Raw genomic sequence first — 24611 nt, forward strand, 5'->3', positions numbered from 1 at the left:
AGATTGAGGGGTTTGTTCAGCAAAAGTTTGTTATGGAAGGTATTTCTTTTCGAAATTAGGCTTTCTTTTTTCTAAGAAAGCATTTCTTCCTTCTTTTGCCTCGTCGGTCATATACGCCAAACGCGTTGCTTCGCCAGCAAAAACCTGCTGTCCGACCATTCCGTCATCAGTCAAGTTCATGGCAAATTTCAGCATTTTTATAGAGGTAGGCGATTTTTCTAAAATTTCTTGGGCCCATTGGTAGGCTGTATCTTCCAACTCATCGTGCGGAATCACGGCATTCACCATTCCCATATCAAAAGCATCTTGTGCCGAATAATTTCTGCCAAGGAAGAAGATCTCTCTGGCTTTTTTCTGTCCGACCATTTTCGCAAGGTAAGCAGAACCGTAACCTCCGTCAAAACTAGTCACATCAGCATCGGTCTGTTTGAAAATCGCGTGTTCCTTGCTTGCCAAAGTCAAATCGCAAACTACATGAAGGCTATGTCCGCCGCCAACTGCCCATCCTGGAACAACAGCAATCACGACTTTCGGCATAAAACGAATCAGTCGTTGTACTTCTAAAATATTCAAACGGTGCATGCCATCTTCGCCAACATAGCCTTGATGGCCTCTCGCCTTCTGGTCACCGCCGCTGCAAAACGAATAAACGCCGTCTTTTGAGGACGGTCCTTCAGCAGAAAGCAAAACAACACCAATCGACGTATCTTCTTGCGCATCATAAAAAGCCTGATACAGCTCGCTAGTGGTTTTTGGACGAAAAGCATTTCTCACATCTGGACGGTTGAACGCGATTCGTGCAACGCCATTTGATTTTTTATAGGTTATATCTTCAAAATCTTTAACAGTTTCCCAGTTTATTGAACTCATTTTTATATTATTTTAGCGTAAAAATAAATCATTTTTCACAGACTACGAATAAACAAAAATTAAAATATAAATGAGACAGATTTTCTTACCTATTGCCTTACTAGCATTCGCCTTTTCGGCTTACTCACAAAAGTATGAATTCCAAACCATTAAAGACATTGAAGCGACTCCTGTAATTTCTCAGGACATTACAGGAACCTGCTGGAGTTTCTCTTCTACTTCTTTTTTAGAGGCCGAAATCATACGTGTTTTAGGAAAGAAAATTGATCTTTCTGAGATGTATAATGTACGTAATACGTATCCAAAAAAGGCTTGGAACTATGTGATGCGTCAGGGAAAAGCGCAATTTGGCGAAGGAGGATTGAATCATGATGTAATCAACAGCGCTATGGAATTTGGTATCGTTCCTTTGACGGCTTATTCCGGATTGGTAGGAAGTGCTACAAAGCATGACCATTCAAAAATGGCGAAAGAATTAGAAGATCTGTTGAAGAAATATGCGGATCCTTCTAAAAAGCTAGATCCAAAATGGAAAACGGATGTTGAGGCAATCCTTGACAAATACATGGGTGCGAATGTAACTGAATTTACCTATGACGGAAAAAAATATACGCCGAAGAGCTTTTTGGAAATGACCAAGCTGAACTTGAAAGATTACATTACGATTACTTCGTTCACAAACGAGCCGTATTATAAGACATTTATCCTGGATATTCCAGATAATTTCTCTAACGGAAGCTTTTATAATATGCCGCTGGATGAATTTGTACAGAATATAGACAATGCTTTAGACAAAGGGTATACCTTGGCTTTGGATGCTGATGTGAGCGAAAAGACTTTTTCTGGAAGAAACGGAATTGCAGTAGTTCCTGAAAACGATGCCGATGAAAAAACAATCTTGACCGAAATCAAGCCGGAGAAAAAAATCACGCCAGAATTCCGCCAGCAAGAATTTGAAAATTACAATACAACTGATGATCACTTAATGCATATTGTGGGGAAAGTAAAAGACCAAAACGGAAACATTTATTACAAAGTAAAAAATTCATGGGGAACGAAAAACCTAGGAAATGACGGCTACGTTTACATGAGCGTTCCTTATTTGAGATTAAAAGCAATTTCTGTCTTATTGCACAAAGATGCCCTTCAGAAAAAAACTAAAAAAGATTTAGGAGTCTAATACTTCTATCTTAAAAGAAGGATTCGGGATTTTTCAATCCCGAATTTTTTTGTTTTATATATTTTCCTAAATTTAAGACATGAAAAAATTTAATACCGACTATCATATTCCTACAGTTTCGCTTTTATGGCTTGTGGTAGCCTTCCTAATTGCTCTTCCTTTTATGACGCCTAACGACATTGAAGGAACTGTTTTTATTCCGATTATCATTTGTGCTGTTTGTGCTGCATTGCTTATCTGGATTTTAGTGGATACTAATTATCGCCTAGAAGGTTCTTATTTAAAATACAAATCTGGACCAATCAGAGGAAAGATTGATATTTACAGAATCCATACGATCGAACATCAAAAGGGCTGGATGATTCAGTCGAACCTAAAACCGGGTTTGGGTTCGAAAGGACTCATCATAAAATACAACAAATACGATGACATCTACATTTCTCCAAAAAAGAAACAAGCCTTCATCGATGCATTACTAGAAATCAATTCCCATATTGAAATAAAATAGAAAAACTGTTAAATTTTGCCTTCCAGAAATTGAGCAATCCCTAATTTTGAAAAGCATCTTTTGCTTAATGTTCAGTGAATGTTTTTAATTTTTCTTCTTTCCGTAAATCAGCCCAAAATTTAGGCTATTTATCAACAGTGGTTGATAAGTCGTACTGCAAGCTTTGGAACTTTTTTTGATAACTTTACTCTAGAAAAGCTTTAAAAATGAGCTATTTAGAATACTAATTTTCAAAAAAGAATTATGGAAAACATTAATTTTCTGGCATTTGCGATGCCGGCCTTTTTCCTCTTCGTATATTTAGAATACAAATTGGCGCAACGTAGAAAACGTCCTGAAATATTCAATTATGAAAGCTCGGTTTCCAATATCAGCATCGGATTGGCAGAACGGCTCATCAATCTTTTTATCGCGGCAAGCTTCTACCTGCTTTTTTATCATATTTACGAACATTACAGAATCTTTGATATCCCGAGCACTTTTTTGATTTGGGTAGGACTAATCCTCGCCACAGATTTTGTTTGGTATTGGTATCATAGGCTTGGGCATGAAGTAAACTTTTTTTGGGCCGCACACATTGTCCATCATCATAGCGAAGAATTTAACTTTACGGCCGCCGCAAGGATTACCACTTTTCAAGCAATTATCAGGACCGGGTTTTGGTGCATTCTTCCTTTCTTAGGATTCCATCCAAAAATGGTCATCACGATGCTGATCGTTCATGGAGCCTATTCTTTTTTCACGCATACACAGGTCATCGGCCGCATCAAATGGTTGGAATATGTTTTCGTGACGCCTTCTGTACACGGCGTACACCATGCTTCTGATGAAAAATACCTGGACAAAAACTACGGCGACATGTTTACTTTTTGGGACAGAATGTTTGGTACTTTCCAAGAAGAGGAAGAAAAGCCAAAATACGGACTGACGCATCCATTGAAAAGCTACAGTTTTTTATGGCAGCACTTTCATTATTATTTTGAAATTTATGAGCTTTGGAAACGCTCCAAAGGATTTCAAGCGCGCTGGAATGCGGTATTTGGAAGTCCAGCTGCAATGGACCAAGATATCCGGCCGATGTTGGAGAAAAAATTCCTTCAAGATAAAACCGACAGGAGCCATCGCCTAAAATTCAGGAATTACCTTTACATACAATTGGCTATCAGCACTATCGTCCTGACTGGTTTTACGTATTACTTTGGGAATTTAAGCTTTTATGACAAAATATTTGGGCTTTCCTTTATCATGATTACGCTGATCAACTGCGGCGCACTGCTAGAACAGCGAAAATGGATTTATTATCTTGAATATTCAAGATTGTTCATCCTTACAACTTATTTATTATATGTAGAGAATCTTGCTGAATATTTCTTAATTCCAGTAATTATTATGATTGCTGCAGAAAAGATGTTTTCTTTAAGCCGAAAATACCAAAATCTAGTCCTTCAGTTGGAAACAACCGAAAGATAATCAGCCTATTTTCACGGAAGTCATGTTTAATGAACCTCCAACCAGCTTATCGTTAAAAAAAGTCGTATTTTCTTGATTGTCCTGCAAAGCAAGCGAATACAGCAGCGGATAGTAATGATCTGGCGTCGGGATTGCTAATTTCGACGCTTTGTTGAGGTTTTCATAGTCTATTAATGCCTTGTGGTCACGGTTTTCGATTTTATCTTTGAAAACTTGATTCATTTCAATTGCCCAATCAAAACCATATTCGGGTTCCTGTAATTTATTCCAAGCCACCATACGAAGGTTGTGTACCATATTACCGCTTCCTATGATGAGCACGCCTTTTTTCCGCAATGAGGCAATCTGATTTGCCAAATCGTAATGGTATTGTGCAGGCTTTCCATAATCAATGCTCAATTGCAATACCGGAATATCAGCATCGGGATACATATGTCGTACGACGGTCCATGTTCCGTGGTCCAATCCCCAGTCATGGTCTAATCCAACATCAGTAGAATGAATAAGCTTTGCGGTTGCAGCTGCCAATTCTGGATTTCCTTTTGCTGGATATTGTACGTCAAAAAGAGCTTGCGGAAATCCTCCAAAATCATGAATAGTTTTCGGATTATTCATGGCCGTAATGTGCGTCCCTCGTGTCAGCCAATGTGCCGAAATTACCAGAACGGCTTTTGGTTTTGGAATCTCCCTCCCCATCTTCGCCCAATTCTGTGAAAACTCATTGTCTTCGATCCCGTTCATTGGCGATCCGTGACCGATGAACAATACGGGATGTTTAATATCTTCTTCGCTTAACTCTTGTGTCCAATTATAAAAAGGCTGTAATGATCCCATAGCTATTCCTCCTGTTACTGTTTTAATAAAATCCGAACGTTTCAAATCTTACAATATTTGTATATACAAATGTATAAAATAGTTTTTATATAAACCTTAATTTGAAGTTAATAGCTTTTGAAACGAAAAATAAAAAAACGCTCCCTTAGAAAAGAAAGCGTTACTATAGTTTATATTGAAGCTTCAATTACTCTTTTACCAAGTAGATTCCATCTTCTTTAATCTCAATCTGTTTCTGTTTATACAGCACGCCAATAGCCTTTTTGAAGGTTTTCTTGCTCATTTTTAAGACAGTCTTGATATCTTCAGGATGACTGGCATCGTTCAAGCGAAGGAAGCCTCTGTTGGCACGAAGCTCATCTAAAATCTTTTCTGCATTGGGCTCAACGGCTTCAAAACCTTGCTTTTGCAAAGCAACATCAATCTTATTATCTGGACGGATTGCCTTGACGTATCCACGAAGCCTATCGCCTGTACGTATAGCATCATCGTAAACTTCATCTTTATAAATCAAGCCTTTGTGTTGCTCGTTGATAATAACGTTGATTCCTAATTCTGTAATGTGAGAAACGATCAGATCGACTTCCTCGCCTACTTCAACAGTAAGATTATCGTTATTCAAGAATTGGTTTGTCTTGCTCGAAGCGACCAAACGATTCGTTTTCTCATCCATATAAAGATAGACGAGATAGCGTTTTCCTTTCTCCATCGGACGGGCTTGTTCTTTAAACGGAACCAGAATGTCTTTTTCCATTCCCCAGTCCATAAAAGCACCGATTTGGTTGGTGTAATTCACTCTTAAAAGTCCAAATTCATTCAGCAGTATATAAGGCTCTAGAGTTGTAGCTACAGGCCTTTCTTCGTGGTCAAGATATACAAAAACAGTAATCTCTTCGCCTATTTCGAATACTTTCGGCACATATTTGTTAGGCAGTAAAACATCTTCTTTTCCATCCGTCAAAAACAAACCGACTTGTGTATCTCGGTCAATTGTCAACGTATTATATTTTCCTATTTCAATCATTTTTTAAAGTTGCAAAGTTTCTAAGTTGCAGACACCAAAGGTACAAATGTTAAATGTAAATAGTGTTATATCAATCAAATTAAGACTATTGAGTCCTTTTGAAACTAAAACTAGACCAATTCCTTAAAATACTGCAATAAAATCTTATCATTTTCTAGCGTAGGCGTAAAAACCTCTAGAATTGAAGGTTTATTGCTGGCGTAAAATTCTTTTAGGTTATTTCCTAAGCCAGTTTCTTCACTAGCCGTAAAATAATCAAATTGATACATTTTGGCCAAATGTTCTCCTGTCAGGCAATGGGAAGTTTCAAAATAGGTATTGAAAACTGGCGTTTCTTGATGTCCTGGAAGAATTCTGAAAATGCCTCCGCCTCCATTATTAAGCAAGATTATCTTAAAGTTTTTCGGAATATAAGTATTCCATAATGCATTGCTGTCATACAAAAAGCTTACGTCTCCAGTAATCAAAATGGTTTCTTGTCCGCTTGCCAGCGCTGCTCCTATTGCTGTTGAGGTACTTCCGTCGATGCCGCTTGTCCCTCGATTGCAAAATACAGCAATTGTCGGATCGATATCAATCAATTGGGCGTATCGAATCGCAGAACTGTTGCTGATCTGTAGCTGGCTGTTTTTTGGAAGGCTCGGAATTACTTTTTCAAATACGGTAAAATCTGAAAATGGAATTTTAGAAAGGTATAAATCATGCTTTTCTTTCCTAAACTTCTTTAAATCCTGTGCCTTTTGGTTATAGTCGGAAATTACGGTAGAATTTGATAGAAATTGTTTCAGAAATTCGTTAGGTTCTGCTACAAAATGTTTGCTCAATGTGCCAAAAGTATCATATGCTCTCAGCGTATCGATGTGCCAATGTGCTTTGGGCCTGTATTTCCTTAAAAAAGCTTTAATTCTTTTCGATACGACCATTCCACCAAAAGTCAGTAAAATTTCTGGCTGGAACTCTTTAAAATCATCATCTGTGAATGGCGTGATTATAGTGTCGATATTGTTTATAAAATTCGGATGATGCAAATTAGAAGTTGTTTCGGTCATAACAACTACCGACGGATCATTGGCCAGATGGTGTATGATTTCTTTGTCAATAGCATTAGGATCATTGACTCCAACCAAAACTAATTTCTTTTTAGAAGTATTCCATTGTGAAATAAATGAGCTTATATCTTCCTCAGAATTTGGGCCTTCAAAAGTAGTTTCTGAAATAACCGGATTTATCGAAAGCTCAGAAACCGTTTCGTACAAAGGTTCTTCAAAGGGAGCATTGATATGAACTGGGCCTTTTTTGACTGTTGCCAAAGTAATCGCGTCTGCAATTTTAAGGTCGTTTTCCTGCGATGCTTCTTCGGTTAAGTTGGCATTGTAAAGGATATGATTCGCGTATACATTTTCTTGGCGAATGGTTTGTCCGTCTCCAATATCGATTTTATCATGAGGCCTGTCGGCTGAAATTACCACCAAAGGAATCTGACTGTAAAAAGCTTCTGCGATTGCAGGATAATAATTCAGCAACGCAGAACCTGAAGTACAAACGATTGCCACCGGCTTTTTGGTCTGCTGTGCCATTCCTAAAGCAAAAAAAGCAGCACATCTTTCATCAGCGATACTGTAGCATTTGAAGTAGGGATTGTTAGCAAAACCAATAGTTAACGGGGCATTTCTGGAACCTGGAGAGATTACGATATCGGTAAGTCCTTTGGCCTTGCAGATTTCGAGTATGCTTTGCGCCAGAGGTATTTTTGGATAGATCATTCTGTAGTATTTCAATACATCAAAGGTACAAATTACAAAGGCTTTCCGTACATTCTTGGCAAGTTTTTCTATCTTTGGAAGTGAAAAAAATCAAGACATGAAAAGCCGCATCAGACCTGCAAGAATTGAAGATATAGAGGGCATTTTAGAAATTGTAAATGATGCTATCCTAAACACAACGGCCATCTATGATTACGATGTCCGAACTTTGAACGACCAGTTGACTTGGTTTGAAGAAAAACAGGCTCACGGCTTCCCGATTCTGGTTGCTGTTGACGAAAAAGAGAATGTTCTAGGGTTTGGGACATATGGCGATTTCCGTGTGAAAATCGGCTATAAATTTACCGTTGAGCATTCTGTTTATGTAAAAGATGGACTTTCTGGCAAAGGAATCGGAAAACAAATTTTATCTGAACTGATTGATACAGCCAAAACCCAAAAACTACATACAATGATTGGATTGATTGATGCAGAAAACGTCGGAAGTATTACTTTTCATGAAAAATTCGGCTTTGAAAAATCAGGTGTTTTGCGAGAAGCCGGATATAAATTTGAAAAATGGCTGGACGTACAACTGATGCAGCTGATCTTAAAATAAAAAAGCTTCCAGAGTTTTGAATTCTGAAAGCCTTAGTATATAAAATTTTGAAAGTCTTTATGCTTTAACCCAGTTTACAATTTCTGGATCTGTCGGCAATGTTTTTGGAGAAATCACTTTTACCAATTCCCCTTTTTCATTGATGAGGTATTTTTGGAAGTTCCACTCTACTTCTGAATCTTGCAATCCATTTTTAGATTTCTGCGTTAGGAATTTGTAAACTTCGTTCATATCATCACCTTTCACGGAAATTTTCTCCATCATCGGAAAGGTCACGCCGTAATTTCTTTGACAGAAAGCACCTATTTCTTCGTTCGTTCCTGGTTCTTGAGAAGCAAAATTGTTAGCTGGAAAACCTACAATTACAAAGTTTTTGTCTTTATACTGATCATAAATCGCCTGCAAATCTTTGTATTGCGGCGTTAATCCGCATTTTGAAGCGGTATTGACAATCAGTATTTTCTTTCCCTTCAAAGAAGCGAAATCGAAATCCTTTCCTTCTAGGTCTTTTACCTTAAACTGGTAGATATTTTCTTTGGCCATTGTTTTATTTTTTTGCGTTGGTGCTTTTGCTTTTTTCTCTTGTGCTTGGTTCTGCTGGCAGGCAAAACAGCTTATGAGTGCAAAGGCGAAGGCTATTTTTCTCATTGTTTTATTTTTTATAAAATTAGATAATTAGGAAATTCCTTCCGTCTAAACTTTTGTTAAATAAAAAGCCCATAATCAAATTATGGGCTTTTCTATAGTAAGTATTTAACTTCTTAAATATTTTTTCTGCTTTATGTAAGCCAAAATCGAAATCAAGGTTATAATACCAAAAGACACGAAAACGAAATTAGGCGTAACTACTTTATCTCCGCTCGCATACGAGTGCAAACCTGTCAAGTAAAAGTTTACTCCAAAATAAGTCATCATAATCGAATAATAAGCATACACACTAAATACATTGAAAATCCAAGTTCCTCTTAATCCAGGAACCAATCTTGCGTGAATTACAAATGCGTAAACCATAATACTGATCAAAGCCCAAGTTTCTTTTGGATCCCAGCCCCAATAACGTCCCCAACTTTCGTTTGCCCATTGACCACCCAAGAAGTTTCCGATAGTCAACATTACCAAACCAACAGTTAAGGTTAATTCAGTTATGTAAGTGATTTCTTTTATGCTTAATTCTAATTTTTTGCTGTTATTTTTATTGGCAAAAATCATCAATAACAATGAAACTAATCCTAAAATCATTCCTAATGTTAAGGGTCCGTAACTTCCCACGATAACCGCCACGTGAATCATCAGCCAATATGAATTTAAAACCGGTTGCAAGTTAGCGATTGCTGGATCCATCCAGTTCCAATGTGCGATCATCAAAATCATCGATGCCACAAAAGCCGTGGAAGCCACTGTCAATTGTGACTGTCGCCCAAAAGCCAATCCGAAGAACATTGTTGCCCAGCCCACATAAATAATTGATTCATAAGCATCACTCCAAGGCGCGTGCCCAGAAATGTACCAACGTACAATCAATCCTGCAGTGTGCAAGACGAAGAAAAATGCAATTAAAATGTGGAAGAATTTTACCGTGTAATTAATGAATTTGTTGTTTTTGAAAATCTTTATAATAGTAAAAAGCAACATGAAAATTCCGGCCATCATATATAAATAGTACAATTTCTTGAAGATATCATACTTGTTATACATAATTTCTGAATTGATTTTTTCATCACTCGGACGCACATTTTTTCCATATTTTTTCTGGAAAAGCTCAATGCCACTTAGAATTTCATCAGCTTGTTTGTAACCACCAGTAGTTCTTGCTTCATCTAAAAATCCGATGTAAGCCGGAAGCACGTTTCTTGTGTAAGTTGAATCCACGCCAGTAAGTCCAGACTCATTTAATTCTAAAGGAGAAATCCATTTATTTCCTTTATCAAACGGAACCGGAAAAATTTTCAAAATTCTTCTGCTCAAAGCCGCGCTCAAAAGCACTACTTTTTTATCCACTTCAATAAAATCAGTCTGGAATTTATTCGGAACTGCCGCTTTTTGCGCTTCATCTAAATAAGGAGACAATTTATAATTTCCTTGTTCGTCAAAAAAGTTGATGAACGAGACATATTTCGCCTTGCTTTCCACTCCCAAAATTTTATGCAAGCTGTCATTGTGTTTCTCCACAAAAATAAAAGGAATATTTACCCAAAACTCAGGATATTGTGACATTGACAAGAAAACTTGATCAGAATTTAATCCTCTATATGTATCGCTGTGGCTCACTTTTCGAAGCAATTCAGACGAAAAAGTATTGATTGGCTTCATCCTTCCGCCGTCATCTTGAATTACCAAACGACCAAATTTAGCCGCGTGTTCTGGCTTCACTTTTATTTTGGTCAAAAAAGTATCAATTTCAGCTTCCGTCGGCATTTTTATTGGTGCTGCCTTTTTAGCAGAAGTTGTATGCTGATGACCTGGAGCTGCATGGTCGTGGTTGTGCTGTGCGAAAGTTCCAACGCTTAAAAACAATAATAAAATCGTCATCAATTTCGCTTTTTTCGCTTTAATTTTATCTAATTTTTTCTTCACTTCGCCAAATCTTGAATTTTTATCAAACATAATTGCCATCAACCCTATATATAAAAGGAAATATCCTATGTAGGTAATCCAAGTTCCCCAGAAATCGTGATTGACAGAAAGTACCGTGATATTTGGCTCGTAAGCATCTCTCAAGTGATTGTCTGTATAATCATACGAAGCTTGGAAAAATCGATAACCGCCATGATCCAAGACATTATTCATGAAAATTTCATAGTCATAAGGCTTTTCGTCTTCCACAGTAATCTTGCTTTTAAAAGCAGAAAAACTCTTTAAAGTTCCAGGATATTTATCAGCGATAAAGTCATTCAGCTTAATTTTAAAAGGCAATGTATAGACCTTACTTCCGAAGAATAATGTGAAGTCAAGGTTGCCCAATTTAAATGATTGTGGTTCGCCCATTTTTCCTTTAGAACCAATTAGAGTCACATCTTGAGTCTTTCCTCCAGATTTTATGGTCACGATCAAAGCATCGTCGCTTTTTTTATCTTTGTAATCATTGTTAGATTCAAAAGCCACTTTTCCTTTAATTGCAGGATCTGGAAACACAAATTGCGCGCCTCCTACATTATATAACGAACGAAACATCAAATCTTGAACGGTATCTTTAGCAACAGAACCTTGCAATTTATCAGCCATCCTCATGAAACTTCCGCCAAACGGAGCCTGAAAAGTATATTTATCACCTGATTTTGAAATATTTATAGCGCCATCAGTCGGTTTATTGAATGCAAAAAGCAAGTTGTGGATATTTTGAACTTCACCTTCCTTTAAAAAATGTTCATGACGCGTTCCATCTCCAGATTCTACTAATTTGATGTACGTATCTCCGTTTGCATCTTCCTTAATTGTTTCTGAGGCATTCATCACAAAGTCTTTATATACAATCTCATAAGGTGTTTCAGCAAACTTTCCGTCAATAGAAAAATCGTTGTTCGCTTGTGGTGAAAGCAATAATTCTTTCTCTTCAGCTTTGCGTTTCATTTCGCCTTTATATTCTCCGTCAACAAACACATTCAAGAACGTTTTATCTGAGAAAACTTGGTTCTCAGACTGCCCTTCTGCGATTGACATCATACCTTCAAAACTGATATAACGCGTCCAAAAAGCGCCTATTAAAATAAAAATAAAAGACAAGTGAAGCAATAAAGTTGTCCATTTCTCTTTTTTGTAAAGCTGATAACGCTTGATGTTTCCAAGGAAATTAATCATAAAAAGAAGCATAATCGCCTCAAACCACCAAGTGTTGTAAATCCAAAGTCGGGCAACATCAGTATTGTAAGCATCTTCAACAAAGGTTCCGATTCCCATTGCGACAGCAAAAACAATAAATAGGACAGCCATTAAACGGGTGGAAAACAGGAAGGAAAAAATCTTATCCATGAGAGTGGAATTACGTAGTTTAAAAAGTGCCACAAAAGTAAGGAAAAATGTTTGATACAACCATTGTTCCTGCTCCTGCGTTTTCGTAATTCCTTGTTAATTTTTTCTAAATAGAATTGAGTTTATGCGTTTGCATGAAATTTGCGACTTAATTATCTTGCTGTAATATCACTTACCATTTAAAACTGCATACGGCAGCACATTTTCTACAAGCTTCAGCGCATTCTTTACAATGAGGATGATGGCTGAATTTTTCACATTCCAACGCACAGGCCGTACAAATCTTGGCGCACAACTTCATCAAACCGCTGGAAAAGGTAGAATTTCTCGAACAAAACTTAACGCACAATATGCATATCTCTGCGCAATCACGGCATAAGGAAATACACCGCTGATGGTTCTTGTCGTTCATTTCGATGCAGAGCGCGGCACAGAGTTCGCAGGCACCAAAACAAGCCAGGCAGGCTTCGACAGCTAATTTAAACTTCTTCATACTCTTCTTCATTAATTGGCTGTTATAAATGTAGCGATTTAAACGCAAAGCCTTTCGTAAGAGTCTGTTAAACCTTTTTCGAAAACTTTCAAATAAAAACACTGCAATATATTTCATAACTAATCCCTAAATTAGCGCCATGATTAAAGCAACTGTAATCGGTTCCGGGAATGTAGCGCAGCATCTTATCCAGGCTTTTCTGAAAAGCGATACGATTGAGCTGCAGCAAGTGTTTTCGAGGCAGAAAGAAAGCGTATTGCATTTGGTTGACGATTCCAAAATCGCTACTAACTGGCAACAACTTTTAGAATCAGACATTTACATTATTGCTGTTTCCGATAGCGCTATTGCTGAGGTATCGTCGAATCTTCCGTTTAAAAACCGATTCGTCGTACATACTTCTGGAGGTGTTCCTTTAGAAGAATTGGATTCCAAGAACCGTAGAGGTGTTTTTTATCCGCTGCAGACTTTTACAAAAGACAAAGAGGTGGATTTTTCTAAAATACCAATCTGCCTTGAAAGTGAAGTCGATGACGACTATACTACATTAGAAGATCTTGCCGAAGCGATTGGTGCCAAGCATTATCTCATCAGTTCTAATCAAAGGAAATCGCTTCATGTGGCCGCTGTTTTCGTGAATAATTTTACGAACCATCTGTATCAAATTGGCAAAGAAATTTGTGCGGAACATCAGCTTCCGTTTGAAATATTAAAGCCTTTGATTGCAGAAACGGCCGAAAAGGTTCAACATCTCTCTCCTCTTGAAGCGCAGACGGGACCGGCAAAAAGAAACGATCAAAATACGATACAGGCACATTTGGCGTTACTGACCAACAACATGCAAAAAGAAATTTACAAAATACTAACCCAATCCATTCAACAATCCAATGTCAAAAAGCTATAAGGAAATCATGAACGACATCACGACTTTTATTTTTGATGTCGATGGCGTTCTGACCGACAGTTCTGTCCATATCACCCCAACAGGCGAAATGCTACGTGTAATGAATATCCGCGATGGCTATGCCATGAAAGCAGCTGTAGAAAGCGGCTACCATGTCTGCATTATTTCTGGCGGCAGCAACGAAGGCGTCCGAATCCGATTGCGAAATCTTGGAATTACGGATATCCATCTGGCTTGTCCGGACAAAGTGGAGACTTTTAAGGAATATATCGAATTATACAACATAAAGCCGGAGCAGGTTCTTTATATGGGCGACGACATTCCTGATTATCATGTCATGAAGCTTGTAGGATTGCCTACCTGTCCGCTGGATTCGAGCCCAGAAATCAAAGAAATCTGTAATTATATTTCTCACAAAAACGGCGGCCGTGGCGCGGTTCGCGACGTTATTGAGCAAGTGATGCGCGTTCAAGGAAAGTGGATGCAATATTTTAACGGAAAACACGATTAATAAAAACAAGAACACATTCTAAATAAAGAAACCATGTCTTTTTTAAAACTGATACGTTATCAAAATCTTATCCTGCTCGCGCTGATGCAGCTGGTTTTCAGATATGGCTTTTTGGAGTCGCAATCTATTCCTTTGGCTTTAAATGACTGGCAGTTTGCGCTTTTGGTGCTTTCAACAGTATGTATCGCTGCTGGCGGTTATCTGATTAATAATATTTTTGACAGAGGAACAGACGAAATCAATAAACCGCAAGATGTCGTAATAGGAAAACAGATTTCAGAATCTATGGGATATAACATCTATATTGCATTAAATGTTGTAGGTGTAGGAATTGGTTTTTATCTGGCCAATGCCATCCACAAATCAAATTTCGCAGCCGTGTTTATTATCATAGCGGCTACGCTTTATGTGTATGCTAATGGCTTGAAGCAAACTTTGCTGATTGGTAATATCATCATTGCGTTATTGCTTTCTCTAAGCATTCTGATTATCGGGATTTTCGATCTGCTGCCGATGATTGTTCCTGAAAATCAAGCAAACATGGGCGTTATTTTTGGAATATTGATTGATTATGCTGTTTTCGCCTTTATCATCAATTTCATTCGGGAAATTGTCAAAGATTTGGAAGACGTGAATGGCGATTATAACCAAGGAATGAATACGCTTCCAATTGTGCTGGGCGTTGCTAGAACGGCAAAAGTAGTGCTGGGATTGAGCTTTATTCCTTTAGGATTGATCATCTATTATATCAACGAACATTTATTCTCGAATAATTTATATTACGCTTCTGGATATGGTTTTGTGTTCATTCTGGCGCCGCTGATATATTTCACAGTAAAAATGTTTGGGGCAAAAAGCCAAAAGGACTTTCATCATCTGAGCAAAGTATTAAAGCTTGTGATTTTCTTCGGAATTCTTTCTATTGCGATTATCAATTTCAACATCAAATATGCTTAATTCTCACTTACAAGAATATACCATCCTTTTAGCATCGGGCTCGCCAAGAAGACAGCAGTTTTTCAAGGATATGCACCTCGATTTTGAAGTGCGCCTGAAAGAGGTGGAAGAAATCTATCCCGACCATCTTAAAGCTTCTGAAATCACGGATTTTTTAGCAATCCTAAAAGCCGAAGCTTTCCAAGACGAATTAGGGCCTAAAGATATTTTGGTCACCAGCGATACCATTGTCTGGCACAACGGAAAAGCATTGGGAAAACCAAAAGATTACGACGATGCATTTAATATACTAAGAGCTTTGTCAGATTCAACCCATGAGGTATATACTTCGGTCTGCTTCAAGCACAATGGCACAATAGACCTTATTAACGAAGTTACCAAAGTTACTTTTGGTACTCTTTCGGATGAGGCAATTGCTTATTATCTGGAGAATTTTAAGCCTTATGATAAAGCAGGAGCTTATGGCATCCAAGAGTGGATCGGCATCGTCGGAATTAGTAAAATAGAAGGTTCTTACTCGAATGTTGTCGGTCTTCCTGTCCATAAAGTTTATGAATATTTTACTAACTTTGGGAAAAACCGCTAGAGAATGTCCTTTTTTGAAGAAAACACGCCTAAAATTATAAGCACCATCATCTTACTGGTCTGCGTAATGGTCATCCGTTTTATCATTACCACTTTGATAAAGCGTTATGCCAAGCATGCAGAAATCAATGAGCACCGCGCGATACTGGTCAGCAAGTACATCAGCATCGTAATCATGGCGCTGACATTGGCTGGAATTTTTATCATTTGGGGTGTCCGTACGAGCGACATCTACTTGGCATTTACCTCTGTAATTACCATTATTGGCGTTGCTTTTTTTGCGCAATGGTCTATACTAAGCAATATAACCGCCGGAATCATCCTTTTCTTTTCCTTTCCTTTTAAGATTGGCGATACGATCAGGATACACGATAAAGATTTTCCTTTTGAGGCAGAAATCGACGACATCAAGGCTTTCCACACTTATTTGAGGACTAAAGAAGGCGAGCTCGTCACTTATCCGAACAATCTGCTGCTGCAAAAAGGCGTTTCTATTGTAAATACGACGCGAGAGGAAAAAGAATTCACAGATTAGCTGTAATTGGCTTAAAAATTGATTCCTATTTTGTAACTTCACAAATCAAGGTAATCCCAAATTGTAAAATTGCCAATGCTCAGAAAATTAAAATTCTTTTTATTGCTATTGACAATCAGCTGCTGTCAAATGTCGCATGCGCAAGAAAAGCCGGCCAAAAAGGATTCTTTGCGAGGCTACCGCAACATTGAGCGCTATTCTAAAAAAAGAGGATTTACCAAGTTTCTCCACAAACTTATCTTTAAGCCGGTAGATTCTAAAAAACCTAAAAATAAGCCGAAAGACAAGGTCGTGCTTAAAAATTATAGCGAATACGAAGGAAAGATTATCAGAAACATACACATTACTACGCTCGATCCGTTTGGTTTTTCAGAAAAAGACTCGACCAAAAAAGCACGAAATGGTTTTGAACGATTCGGAAACAGAATTCATATAAGATCCAGCAGGCTTACCATAAAAAACCTGCTGCTTATCAAAAAAAATCGTCCATTGGATTCACTTTTGGTGAAAGAATCAGAACGTTTGATCAGAAGCCAAAGGTATATTCGAGCCGTGGACATCACTACAAAATTTGCAGGAGCAGGTTCGGATTCTGTCGATGTTTATATCAGGGCGCTCGATTCTTGGAGTTTGATTCCGAATGCTTCAGGCTCGACTTCCAAGACTACTTTTGAGCTGACTGAGCGCAATTTCTTAGGAACCGGACACGAACTAGACAATACGTACAGGCAACGATTTGATAACGGAAGAAGCGCCATCAGTACGCGATATACTGTTCCCAATATATTAAATACTTATATCCGAACATCGCTTGCTTATAGCGTCGACGAACATAATAATTACTCGAAAAGCATTACGATCGACCGGCCTTTTTTCTCTGCTTTTGCAAAATGGGGAGCTGGAATTTATATCGCCCAAGATTTCAAGGTAGATTCTCTGCCTGATGCCACAGGCCGATATGGACCGCAGAATTTTAAAGTCGGTACGCAAGATGCCTGGGTCGGGAAATCGCTTCAAATTTTCAAAGGAAATTCCGAAGAAGACAGGACGACTAATTTTATCACCTCTTTCCGATTCTTGAGAAGAAATTACAGTGAATTCCCTACTCCTGCTTATGATAGTCTTAAGTTTTTTTCTGATGAGAACTTCTATCTTGCGGGTTTTGGTGTAACTTCGAGAAAATTTATCCAAGACAAATACCTTTTCAATTATGGCATTACGGAAGACGTTGCCATAGGAAAAGTTTATGCGCTGACGGTAGGGTATCAAAACAAAAACCATATCAATCGTTTGTATCTTGGCGGTCGTTTTTCATTCGGGCAATATTTCAGATGGGGCTATTTCAGCACCAATGTCGAGTATGGCACGTTCTTTAGAGGCCCAATTACCCAACAGACTGTTTTTTCGGTAGAAGCCAATTATTTCACCAACCTTATCGAATTAGGCGATTGGAGATTGAGGCAGTTCGTAAAACCAAAACTCGTGATCGGAAACAATCGTTTTCCAACCATTGCGGATAGGGTAAATCTTAATGAAGAAAACGGCATTCCGGGATTTAACAGCTACAAGTTGCGTGGTACAAAAAAAGCTTCCCTTATGTTACAAACACAATCCTACTCGCCTTGGAATCTTGGAGGATTTCGTTTTAATCCTTTCCTGACCTATACAGTAGGAATCTTGAGCAATGAAAATAATAATTTGTACAAGGGAAAAGCATATTCGCAAATAGGAATCGGAGTGCTCATCAGCAACGACTTCTTGGTATTTAACACTTTCCAATTTTCTTTCTCTTATTATCCTTCGGTACCAGAAGACGGAAGTGGCAATATGCAGACCAACTCTCTTAAGACAACTGATTTCGGAATGCAGAATTTCGAGTTTGGAAAGCCCGAAACCGTTCCGTATGAATAGTTAAATATTTCTTAATAAAATCTGAGTGGCATAGTTGTTGGATTTCGGTCAATATAAGAACCTAAAAAAATGCAGCTATGAAAACTCTAAAATTATTAATCGCAGGATTTGGCTTATTTGTGGCGAGTTCTCTACAAGCCCAAGTATCAGTAAATGTAAGTATCGGAAGCCGTCCAGATTGGGGGCCTGTCGGATATACCGAAGCGAATTACTATTATCTTCCAGACATTGAAGCCTATTATGATGTAAGAGCTTCTAATTTTATTTACATCAGCAATGGAAACTGGATTAGAGGCAGATACTTACCAGCCAGATACAGAAATTATGATCTTTACAACGGCTATAAAGTTGTATTAACAGACTATCATGGTGCAAGGCCTTATGCACATTTTAATACGCATAGAGTAAAATATTACAGAGGCAACAGGCCACATACGGTAGTAGTAAGAGATGTCCACCATTATCACGACAATCACAAGCACTACAAAAAACACAAAGCAAAAAAACATCACAGACATCATCACGATGACTAGATAAATCGAGAGCCAAAGGCTCTCTTTTTTGTTAAAGTCGTAACTAGAAAAACACACAGGAAAATTAATTATTATATTTGAAGCTACTGAGTTCCATAAAATTAAAATGATACATAAAACTGCTTACCACACCCTATTTTTCTTCCTATTCACATTCGGTATCCTGAATGCTCAACAGCCGCAGAAATTAAACTCTGGCGAAATCTACGAACAAGTACAAAAACTAAATTTTCTAGGTTCGGTTTTATACGTAGCCGCACATCCAGATGATGAAAACACCAAGCTTATTTCTTATTTTTCTAATGAAATTAAAGCCCGAACGGCCTATCTTTCTTTGACTCGAGGCGATGGCGGACAGAACTTAATAGGTTCCGAACTCCGAGAACTACTTGGCGTCTTGAGAACCCAAGAGCTATTGGCCGCCAGAAGAATCGATGGCGGAGAACAACTATTTTCTCGTGCCAATGATTTCGGCTTTTCCAAAGAACCAAACGAAACTTTTTCGATCTGGGACAAAAATCAGGTCTTAAGCGATGTCGTTTTGGCTATCCGAAAATTCAGGCCCGATATCATTATCAATCGCTTTGACCATAGAAGTCCGGGAACCACGCACGGACATCATACCGCTTCTGCTATGCTCAGCATGGAGGCTTTTGATTTGGCCGCAAACAAGAAAAGCTATCCAGAACAGCTCACTTCATGGGAAACCTGGCAGCCAAAACGAATATTTTTTAATACTTCATGGTGGTTTTACGGCTCAGAAGAAAAATTTGAGCAGGCAGATAAAAGCAAGATGATTGCAATCAACGCAGGCGTCTATTTTGGAATAAAAGGTAAAAGCAATGGCGAAATTGCCGCCTTAAGCAGAAGCCAGCACAAATGCCAAGGCTTCGGTACTTTAGGAACTCGCGGCGACGAAATGGAATATATCGAATTTCTAAAAGGTGATTTCCCGAAAGACAAAAACAATTTATTTGATGGCATAAACACTACTTGGACAAGAGTCAAAGGCGGTGAAGCTATCGGAAAGATACTAAATGAAGTCCAAGCTAATTTCAACTTTAACGATCCTTCCGTACATCTTCCAAAATTGATTGAAGCGTACAATCTCATCAGCAAGTTAGAAGACGAGCATTGGAGAACCATCAAAAAACAAGAACTTGAAACTATTATCTTGGCTTCTGCAGGATTGTTCTTAGAAGGTACTTCTTCAGAACAAAGCACCAATCCAAATAATGAATTTACATTGAGGCTCGAGGCCGTAAATCGAAGCAGCCAAGATATCGAATTGATCGAAGTCAGCTTTCTAAATAATCCTGAAAACGGGAAAATTTCAGGCAAAAAGCTTGATAAAAACAGTCTCTTCAAAGCCGAAAAGAAATTACGTACCGCGCTTGGAACACCTTACACCTCGCCTTATTGGCTAAATGAAAAAGGAACTTTAGGAATGTATTCCGTAAAAGACATAGCCTTGATAGGAAAACCGGATACTGAAAAGCTCAAATTAAAATGGAGCCTGAAAATTGCAGGACAGCCTTTTGATGTCTACAGAGAAATCATCTACAAATATTCAGATCCTGAAAAAGGCGAAGTATACCAGCCTTTTGAAGTCCTGCCCGAAGCAACAGCGCTCGTTTTGGATGATGTGACTATTTTCCCAGATTCCCGACAAAAGCCAATTTCTGTAAAGATAAAAGCAGGAAAAGCAAACTTAAAAGGCGGCATTAGTCTTCAAGTACCACAAGGCTGGAAGGTTTCTCCTGAAACTATCGATTTTGAAATCGCCATGAAAAATGACGAAAAGATTGTTATTTTCAACGTCACCCCTCCTGCTTCTGAAAACAAAGGAATCATTTCGCCTTTAATCACTTCTGAAGGAAAAAAATATGGACAGAAACTGACAACCATTCAGTACGACCATATTCCAAAACAATCTGTTTTGATGCCTTCCGAAGCTTCTGTCGTACGATTGGACATTAAAAGAGAAGGACAGACTATCGGTTATATTGAAGGTGCTGGAGATGAAATTCCGCAGAGTCTGAAACAAATCGGTTATGATGTACGAATTATAAAGCCGAATGAAATTACCGAAACTTCTTTGGCTGGATTTGACGCCATCGTAATGGGAATCCGTGCGTATAACGTAATTTCTGACCTGCAATTCAAACAGCGCTATCTTTTGGAATATGTAAAAAATGGAGGTAATTTGATCGTGCAATACAATACTTCTGGAAGACGCGGATTCAATGTGCCGGATTTTTCTCCGTACGAACTAAATCTTTCGAGCGACAGGGTTACCGATGAAAATGCAAAAGTTTCGTTTCTGAACGCAACGCATTCCGTTTTAAATCATCCTAATAAAATAACAGAAACCGATTTCCAAGGCTGGGTTCAAGAAAGAGGATTATATTTCCCTGATAAATGGGCGCCTGAGTTCACGCCTATCCTTGGCATGAAAGATTTAGGGGAATCTGAAAAACAAGGCAGCCTTTTAATCGCGAATTACGGAAAAGGATATTATATTTACACAGGATTAAGCTTTTTCAGGGAATTGCCAGCCGGCGTTCCAGGTGCATTTAAGCTTTTTACCAATCTTATTTCCGTAGGAAAAAAGGAAAAATCATAAAATAATGGAAGAAAAGAAATTAAGAAGCTGGAAAAGAAATTACACCTTGGTGCTTGTAATGAACGCCCTGTACATTCTGATTTTTTACTTTATAATGCAATATTTTTCATAAATGCAGGTAATCGACTGGGTAGTTTTAATCATTACGCTTTTTTTCATCGTCTTTTATGGTGCCTGGAAAACTCGAGGCAGCAAAAACGTGCAGGATTATATCTTGGGGAACAATGAGACTCCTTGGTATACCGTAGGAATTTCTGTAATGGCAACCCAGGCCAGCGCTATTACCTTCCTTTCTACTCCAGGACAGGCTTTTAATGACGGAATGGGCTTCGTGCAGTTTTACTTCGGGCTTCCGTTGGCGATGATTATCATCTGCATTACCTTTATTCCCATTTATCATAGGCTCAAAGTATATACCGTTTATGAATTTTTAGAGCAGCGCTTTGACCTTAAGACTCGTTCGCTTGCAGCCATATTATTCCTGATACAAAGAGGCTTTTCTACCGGAATCACGATTTATGCGCCAGCAATCGTATTGTCTTCTATATTGGGATGGAACTTGAATCTGATGAATATTGTCATCGGTATTTTAATCATCATCTACACGATGACGGGTGGGACAAAAGCGGTCAATGTTACCCAGAAACAGCAGATGTTTATCATCATGTCGGGAATGTTCATCGCCTTTTTTATAATATTAAGCTTATTGCCAAAAGAGGTTTCTTTCAATAACGCTTTGCAGATTGCCGGCGTAAACGACAAGATGAATATTCTTGACTTTTCTTTAGACAAAGAAAAAAGATATACGGTTTGGACAGGATTGACAGGAGGTTTATTCTTGGCCCTCTCCTATTTCGGAACTGACCAATCTCAAGCACAACGTTATTTATCAGGGAAATCGGTAAGAGAAAGCCAAATGGGGCTTGTTTTTAACGCGCTTTTAAAAGTGCCGATGCAGTTCTTCATTCTTTTGGTCGGAATTATGGTTTATGTTTTTTTTCAGTTCCAGTCCGTACCAATCAATTTCAATCCAAATAGCAAGGCGAGTATCGAAAAATCTGTCTATGCCAACGACTATAAAAAGCTAGAAGGCGAATTGGTGGATATCGCTTCAGAAAAGAAAGAAGTGACGCTGGCGTATGTCAATCAGCTAAATATCGAAACTGACAATAAAGTCTTAAAAAACAGAATTATCGCGTTAGGAGAAAAAGAAAAAACGCTTCGCGAAAATGCTAAAGTCTTAATCAGCAAAGCCAACAAGAAAAACAAGACCACAGATAGCGATTACGTATTTATCCATTTTATTATCCATTACCTTCCAAAAGGATTTATCGGACTTTTGCTTGCTGTAATTATCTGCGCGGCTATGTCGTCTACTGCCGCAGGAATCAATTCTTTGGCATCTACAACTGTAATCGATATCTACAAAAGAAATATCAAAACCGAAAAGTCCGAAGCGCATTTTGTAAGAGCTTCTAAAGGATTTACGTTGCTTTGGGGTATGATTGCTATCCTATTTGCTTGTTTTGGTACATTGTTTGAAAACCTGATCCAGTTCGTAAATATCATCGGTTCTATATTTTATGGTACCATTTTAGGGATTTTCTTGGTAGCTTTCTACATAAAATATGTAAAAGCACAAGCCATTTTCTGGGCCGCCGTATTCAGCCAGATAGCGATATTTATAATTTATTATTTGGCCATCTACATCTTCCCTCCTGGAAAAGAAAAATTAAGCTACTTATGGCTGAACTTTATCGGAGTTATCATCACGATTATTGTTTCGGTAACGGTGCAATATTTCAGAAATTCTAATACCAAGCAACAACAATAAAAAAAGCTGATTGCAATGCAATCAGCTTTTTATAAATTACAACAGAATGGTTATTATTTCTTGCTCCATTCAGCAATACTGTCTTTGTTCATTTTTACATAATCAGCATTGTTTGCTTTTTCAGCAGCAGCCAGAGACAATTTAGCCGTTTCGATAGCGCCTTTTTTATCTCCCAATTTCGACTGAATCAACGATTTTTGTCTTAAATACCAAAATGGTGCATCACCTTTTGATTTTTCAATCGCAGCATTTACCCAAGTCAAGGCTTTGTTCATGTCGCCGTTAGATTGGTAGTAATACTGTGCAGAAGCAAAATAATCATCCCCAGAAGGTCCTGATAATGTAGATTCGATGCTAGCCATCGCTGTCTTTTGCGTAGGAACATCAAACTTAACCGCTACAAGAGTTTTTTCCCAAGAAATTTCCAAGCTTCCTGAATCATTGCTGATATTGTTGACTGCAATCGTCAAAGTTTCCACATTTCTGTTTAGGTTTTCTGGTTTTGCAGTTGTTCTAAGAACTACTTTATTTTCGTTCCATTCTGCTGGCAAGCCCCAGTTATTAGTGTCTTTGTAAAAAATAACATCCCAAGAATCTGCTTTAGGAACTGTAAACAGGCTATAGCTTCCTTTCGGCAAGTCTTTTCCGCCAATTTTTACATCTTCGCTGAAAGTGACTACCGTATTACCGTTAGCTCCAGTTCTCCAAGTTTTTCCAAAAGGAACCAAGTCTCCGAAAATAGTTCTTCCTTTGCTGCTCGGACGAGAATATTCAATATGCACCTCAGTTAATCCGACTACTTGAGTTACATCAGATTTTGGACTTGGCTGTGGCGTTTTTACTTGTGCCTCAGCAGTTAAAGTAATTAGAAGCAATCCTGCAGCAATAATTATCTTTTTCATATAATTTATAGTTTTTGATTTAATGTCTGCGAATTTAATAATTCCAAATCACTTATTTGTTAAATAAAACCAAGAAAAAAGTATTATATTGTTTAACTATATTAGCTTTTAATTAAACAATATGATATTTTTGTAATATGAAATTATATACGCTGCATACAAAACAAAAGCTGCCGATCACTGTCGATGAGGCTTGGAAATTTATTGCCGATCCAAAAAACCTAGAAGTAATCACTCCAAAATCGATGGGGTTCAAGACGATTTCTGGCGATGAAAAAGCAATGTTTGCAGGACAGATCATCCATTATACGATTACGCCGCTCTTTGGTATTCCGATGCAATGGGTTACCGAAATTACGCATGTCCATGATGGAAAATTCTTTGTAGACGAGCAGCGATTCGGGCCTTATGCCTTTTGGCATCATAAACATTTCCTGACTCCTATTCCTGGCGGCGTGGAGATGGAAGATATTGTCCATTATAAAGTACCCATGGGACTCTTAGGCCAGTTAGCGCATCCTTTTCTAGTAAAGCCAAAACTTGAGGAAATTTTTGCTTTCAGACGAAACAAACTTGTAGAACTTTTTGGTGAATTTAAGCAATAAGC

General features: G+C 38.1%; 22 protein-coding genes. 14 read left to right on the forward strand and 8 right to left on the reverse strand.

Annotation, left to right across the window (positions count from 1 at the left end; translation table 11 throughout):
* Nucleotides 1-30 precede the first annotated feature (30 nt).
* On the reverse strand, nt 31-870 hold the full coding sequence (locus CLV94_RS10515; protein WP_121376449.1) for a 1,4-dihydroxy-2-naphthoyl-CoA synthase: 840 nt from the start codon (nt 868-870) through the stop codon (nt 31-33).
* A 70-nt stretch (nt 871-940) separates the two neighbouring features.
* Here CLV94_RS10515 and CLV94_RS10520 point away from each other — a divergent pair, with 70 nt between their 5' ends.
* The 3 genes from CLV94_RS10520 to CLV94_RS10530 all read left to right on the forward strand — a co-directional run bounded on the left by CLV94_RS10520 (nt 941) and on the right by CLV94_RS10530 (nt 4028).
* A complete protein-coding gene (locus CLV94_RS10520) occupies nt 941-2050 on the forward strand; it encodes a C1 family peptidase (protein ID WP_121376450.1) in 1110 nt (369 codons plus the stop codon).
* Nucleotides 2051-2129: 79 nt separating this feature from the next.
* Nucleotides 2130-2558: a PH domain-containing protein gene (locus tag CLV94_RS10525; RefSeq protein ID WP_121376451.1), complete on the forward strand. Its 429-nt coding sequence runs from the start codon at nt 2130-2132 to the stop codon at nt 2556-2558.
* Between the two features lie 243 nt (nt 2559-2801).
* Entirely contained in the window at nt 2802-4028 is a 1227-nt protein-coding gene (locus CLV94_RS10530; RefSeq protein WP_121376452.1) for a sterol desaturase family protein, read from the forward strand.
* Here the strand turns inward: CLV94_RS10530 and ygiD are convergent, their stop codons facing one another.
* The 3 genes from ygiD to menD form a co-directional block, all read right to left on the reverse strand.
* Nucleotides 4029-4862: a 4,5-DOPA-extradiol-dioxygenase gene (gene ygiD / locus CLV94_RS10535; RefSeq protein ID WP_121376622.1), complete on the reverse strand. Its 834-nt coding sequence runs from the start codon at nt 4860-4862 to the stop codon at nt 4029-4031.
* 187 nt (nt 4863-5049) lie between these two features.
* Nucleotides 5050-5886, reverse strand: a complete 837-nt coding sequence (locus CLV94_RS10540; protein ID WP_121376453.1) for a CvfB family protein — start codon at nt 5884-5886, stop codon at nt 5050-5052.
* 110 nt (nt 5887-5996) lie between these two features.
* Nucleotides 5997-7649, reverse strand: coding sequence for a 2-succinyl-5-enolpyruvyl-6-hydroxy-3-cyclohexene-1-carboxylic-acid synthase (gene menD, locus CLV94_RS10545; protein ID WP_121376454.1), 1653 nt, complete (start codon nt 7647-7649; stop codon nt 5997-5999).
* 97 nt (nt 7650-7746) lie between these two features.
* Here menD and CLV94_RS10550 point away from each other — a divergent pair, with 97 nt between their 5' ends.
* A complete protein-coding gene (locus CLV94_RS10550; RefSeq protein ID WP_121376623.1) occupies nt 7747-8247 on the forward strand; it encodes a GNAT family N-acetyltransferase in 501 nt (166 codons plus the stop codon).
* 57 nt (nt 8248-8304) lie between these two features.
* Here CLV94_RS10550 and CLV94_RS10555 read toward each other — a convergent pair whose 3' ends face one another.
* From CLV94_RS10555 to CLV94_RS17265, 3 genes are all read right to left on the reverse strand, one after another.
* Nucleotides 8305-8895, reverse strand: a complete 591-nt coding sequence (locus tag CLV94_RS10555) for a glutathione peroxidase (RefSeq protein ID WP_121376455.1) — start codon at nt 8893-8895, stop codon at nt 8305-8307.
* Nucleotides 8896-9000: 105 nt separating this feature from the next.
* Complete coding sequence (gene ccsA, locus CLV94_RS10560) at nt 9001-12213, reverse strand: cytochrome c biogenesis protein CcsA (protein ID WP_121376456.1); 3213 nt, start codon at nt 12211-12213, stop codon at nt 9001-9003.
* A 172-nt stretch (nt 12214-12385) separates the two neighbouring features.
* Complete coding sequence (locus tag CLV94_RS17265) at nt 12386-12823, reverse strand: four-helix bundle copper-binding protein (RefSeq protein ID WP_394345740.1); 438 nt, start codon at nt 12821-12823, stop codon at nt 12386-12388.
* A gap of 22 nt (nt 12824-12845) precedes the next feature.
* On the opposite strand from CLV94_RS17265, the gene CLV94_RS10570 reads away from it, so the two are divergent.
* From CLV94_RS10570 to CLV94_RS10610, 9 genes are all read left to right on the forward strand, one after another.
* Nucleotides 12846-13610 carry a Rossmann-like and DUF2520 domain-containing protein gene (locus CLV94_RS10570; RefSeq protein WP_121376457.1) on the forward strand — a complete coding sequence of 255 codons (765 nt, stop codon included), beginning with the start codon at nt 12846-12848 and terminating at the stop codon, nt 13608-13610.
* Nucleotides 13594-14121, forward strand: coding sequence for a KdsC family phosphatase (locus tag CLV94_RS10575; protein WP_121376458.1), 528 nt, complete (start codon nt 13594-13596; stop codon nt 14119-14121). Before CLV94_RS10570 ends, CLV94_RS10575 begins: the two co-directional genes overlap by 17 nt.
* A gap of 33 nt (nt 14122-14154) precedes the next feature.
* The gene (locus tag CLV94_RS10580; RefSeq protein WP_121376459.1) at nt 14155-15078 is read left to right on the forward strand and encodes a geranylgeranylglycerol-phosphate geranylgeranyltransferase; all 924 of its coding nucleotides are present in this window, start codon (nt 14155-14157) and stop codon (nt 15076-15078) included.
* Nucleotides 15071-15664 carry a Maf-like protein gene (locus CLV94_RS10585; protein ID WP_121376460.1) on the forward strand — a complete coding sequence of 198 codons (594 nt, stop codon included), beginning with the start codon at nt 15071-15073 and terminating at the stop codon, nt 15662-15664. The genes CLV94_RS10580 and CLV94_RS10585 overlap by 8 nt, the downstream gene beginning before the upstream one ends.
* 3 nt (nt 15665-15667) lie before the next feature.
* Complete coding sequence (locus CLV94_RS10590; RefSeq protein ID WP_121376461.1) at nt 15668-16198, forward strand: mechanosensitive ion channel domain-containing protein; 531 nt, start codon at nt 15668-15670, stop codon at nt 16196-16198.
* Between the two features lie 75 nt (nt 16199-16273).
* Entirely contained in the window at nt 16274-18109 is a 1836-nt protein-coding gene (locus CLV94_RS10595) for a BamA/TamA family outer membrane protein (RefSeq protein WP_121376625.1), read from the forward strand.
* Nucleotides 18110-18186: 77 nt separating this feature from the next.
* Nucleotides 18187-18642: a hypothetical protein gene (locus CLV94_RS10600; RefSeq protein ID WP_121376462.1), complete on the forward strand. Its 456-nt coding sequence runs from the start codon at nt 18187-18189 to the stop codon at nt 18640-18642.
* 106 nt (nt 18643-18748) lie between these two features.
* The gene (locus CLV94_RS10605) at nt 18749-21268 is read left to right on the forward strand and encodes a PIG-L family deacetylase (RefSeq protein ID WP_121376463.1); all 2520 of its coding nucleotides are present in this window, start codon (nt 18749-18751) and stop codon (nt 21266-21268) included.
* A 112-nt stretch (nt 21269-21380) separates the two neighbouring features.
* Nucleotides 21381-23102 (forward strand): sodium:solute symporter, encoded by a 1722-nt coding sequence (locus CLV94_RS10610; protein WP_121376464.1) that lies wholly within the window; start codon nt 21381-21383, stop codon nt 23100-23102.
* A 53-nt stretch (nt 23103-23155) separates the two neighbouring features.
* On the opposite strand, the gene CLV94_RS10615 is transcribed toward CLV94_RS10610, so the two are convergent.
* Entirely contained in the window at nt 23156-24004 is an 849-nt protein-coding gene (locus tag CLV94_RS10615) for a DUF2911 domain-containing protein (RefSeq protein ID WP_121376465.1), read from the reverse strand.
* Nucleotides 24005-24141: 137 nt separating this feature from the next.
* On the opposite strand from CLV94_RS10615, the gene CLV94_RS10620 reads away from it, so the two are divergent.
* Entirely contained in the window at nt 24142-24609 is a 468-nt protein-coding gene (locus CLV94_RS10620; protein WP_121376466.1) for an SRPBCC family protein, read from the forward strand.
* Nucleotides 24610-24611 lie beyond the last annotated feature (2 nt).

Origin of the sequence: Flavobacterium endophyticum (genome assembly GCF_003634455.1) — a bacterium.
In the GTDB taxonomy this organism is placed as follows: Bacteria; Bacteroidota; Bacteroidia; order Flavobacteriales; family Flavobacteriaceae; genus Flavobacterium; species Flavobacterium endophyticum.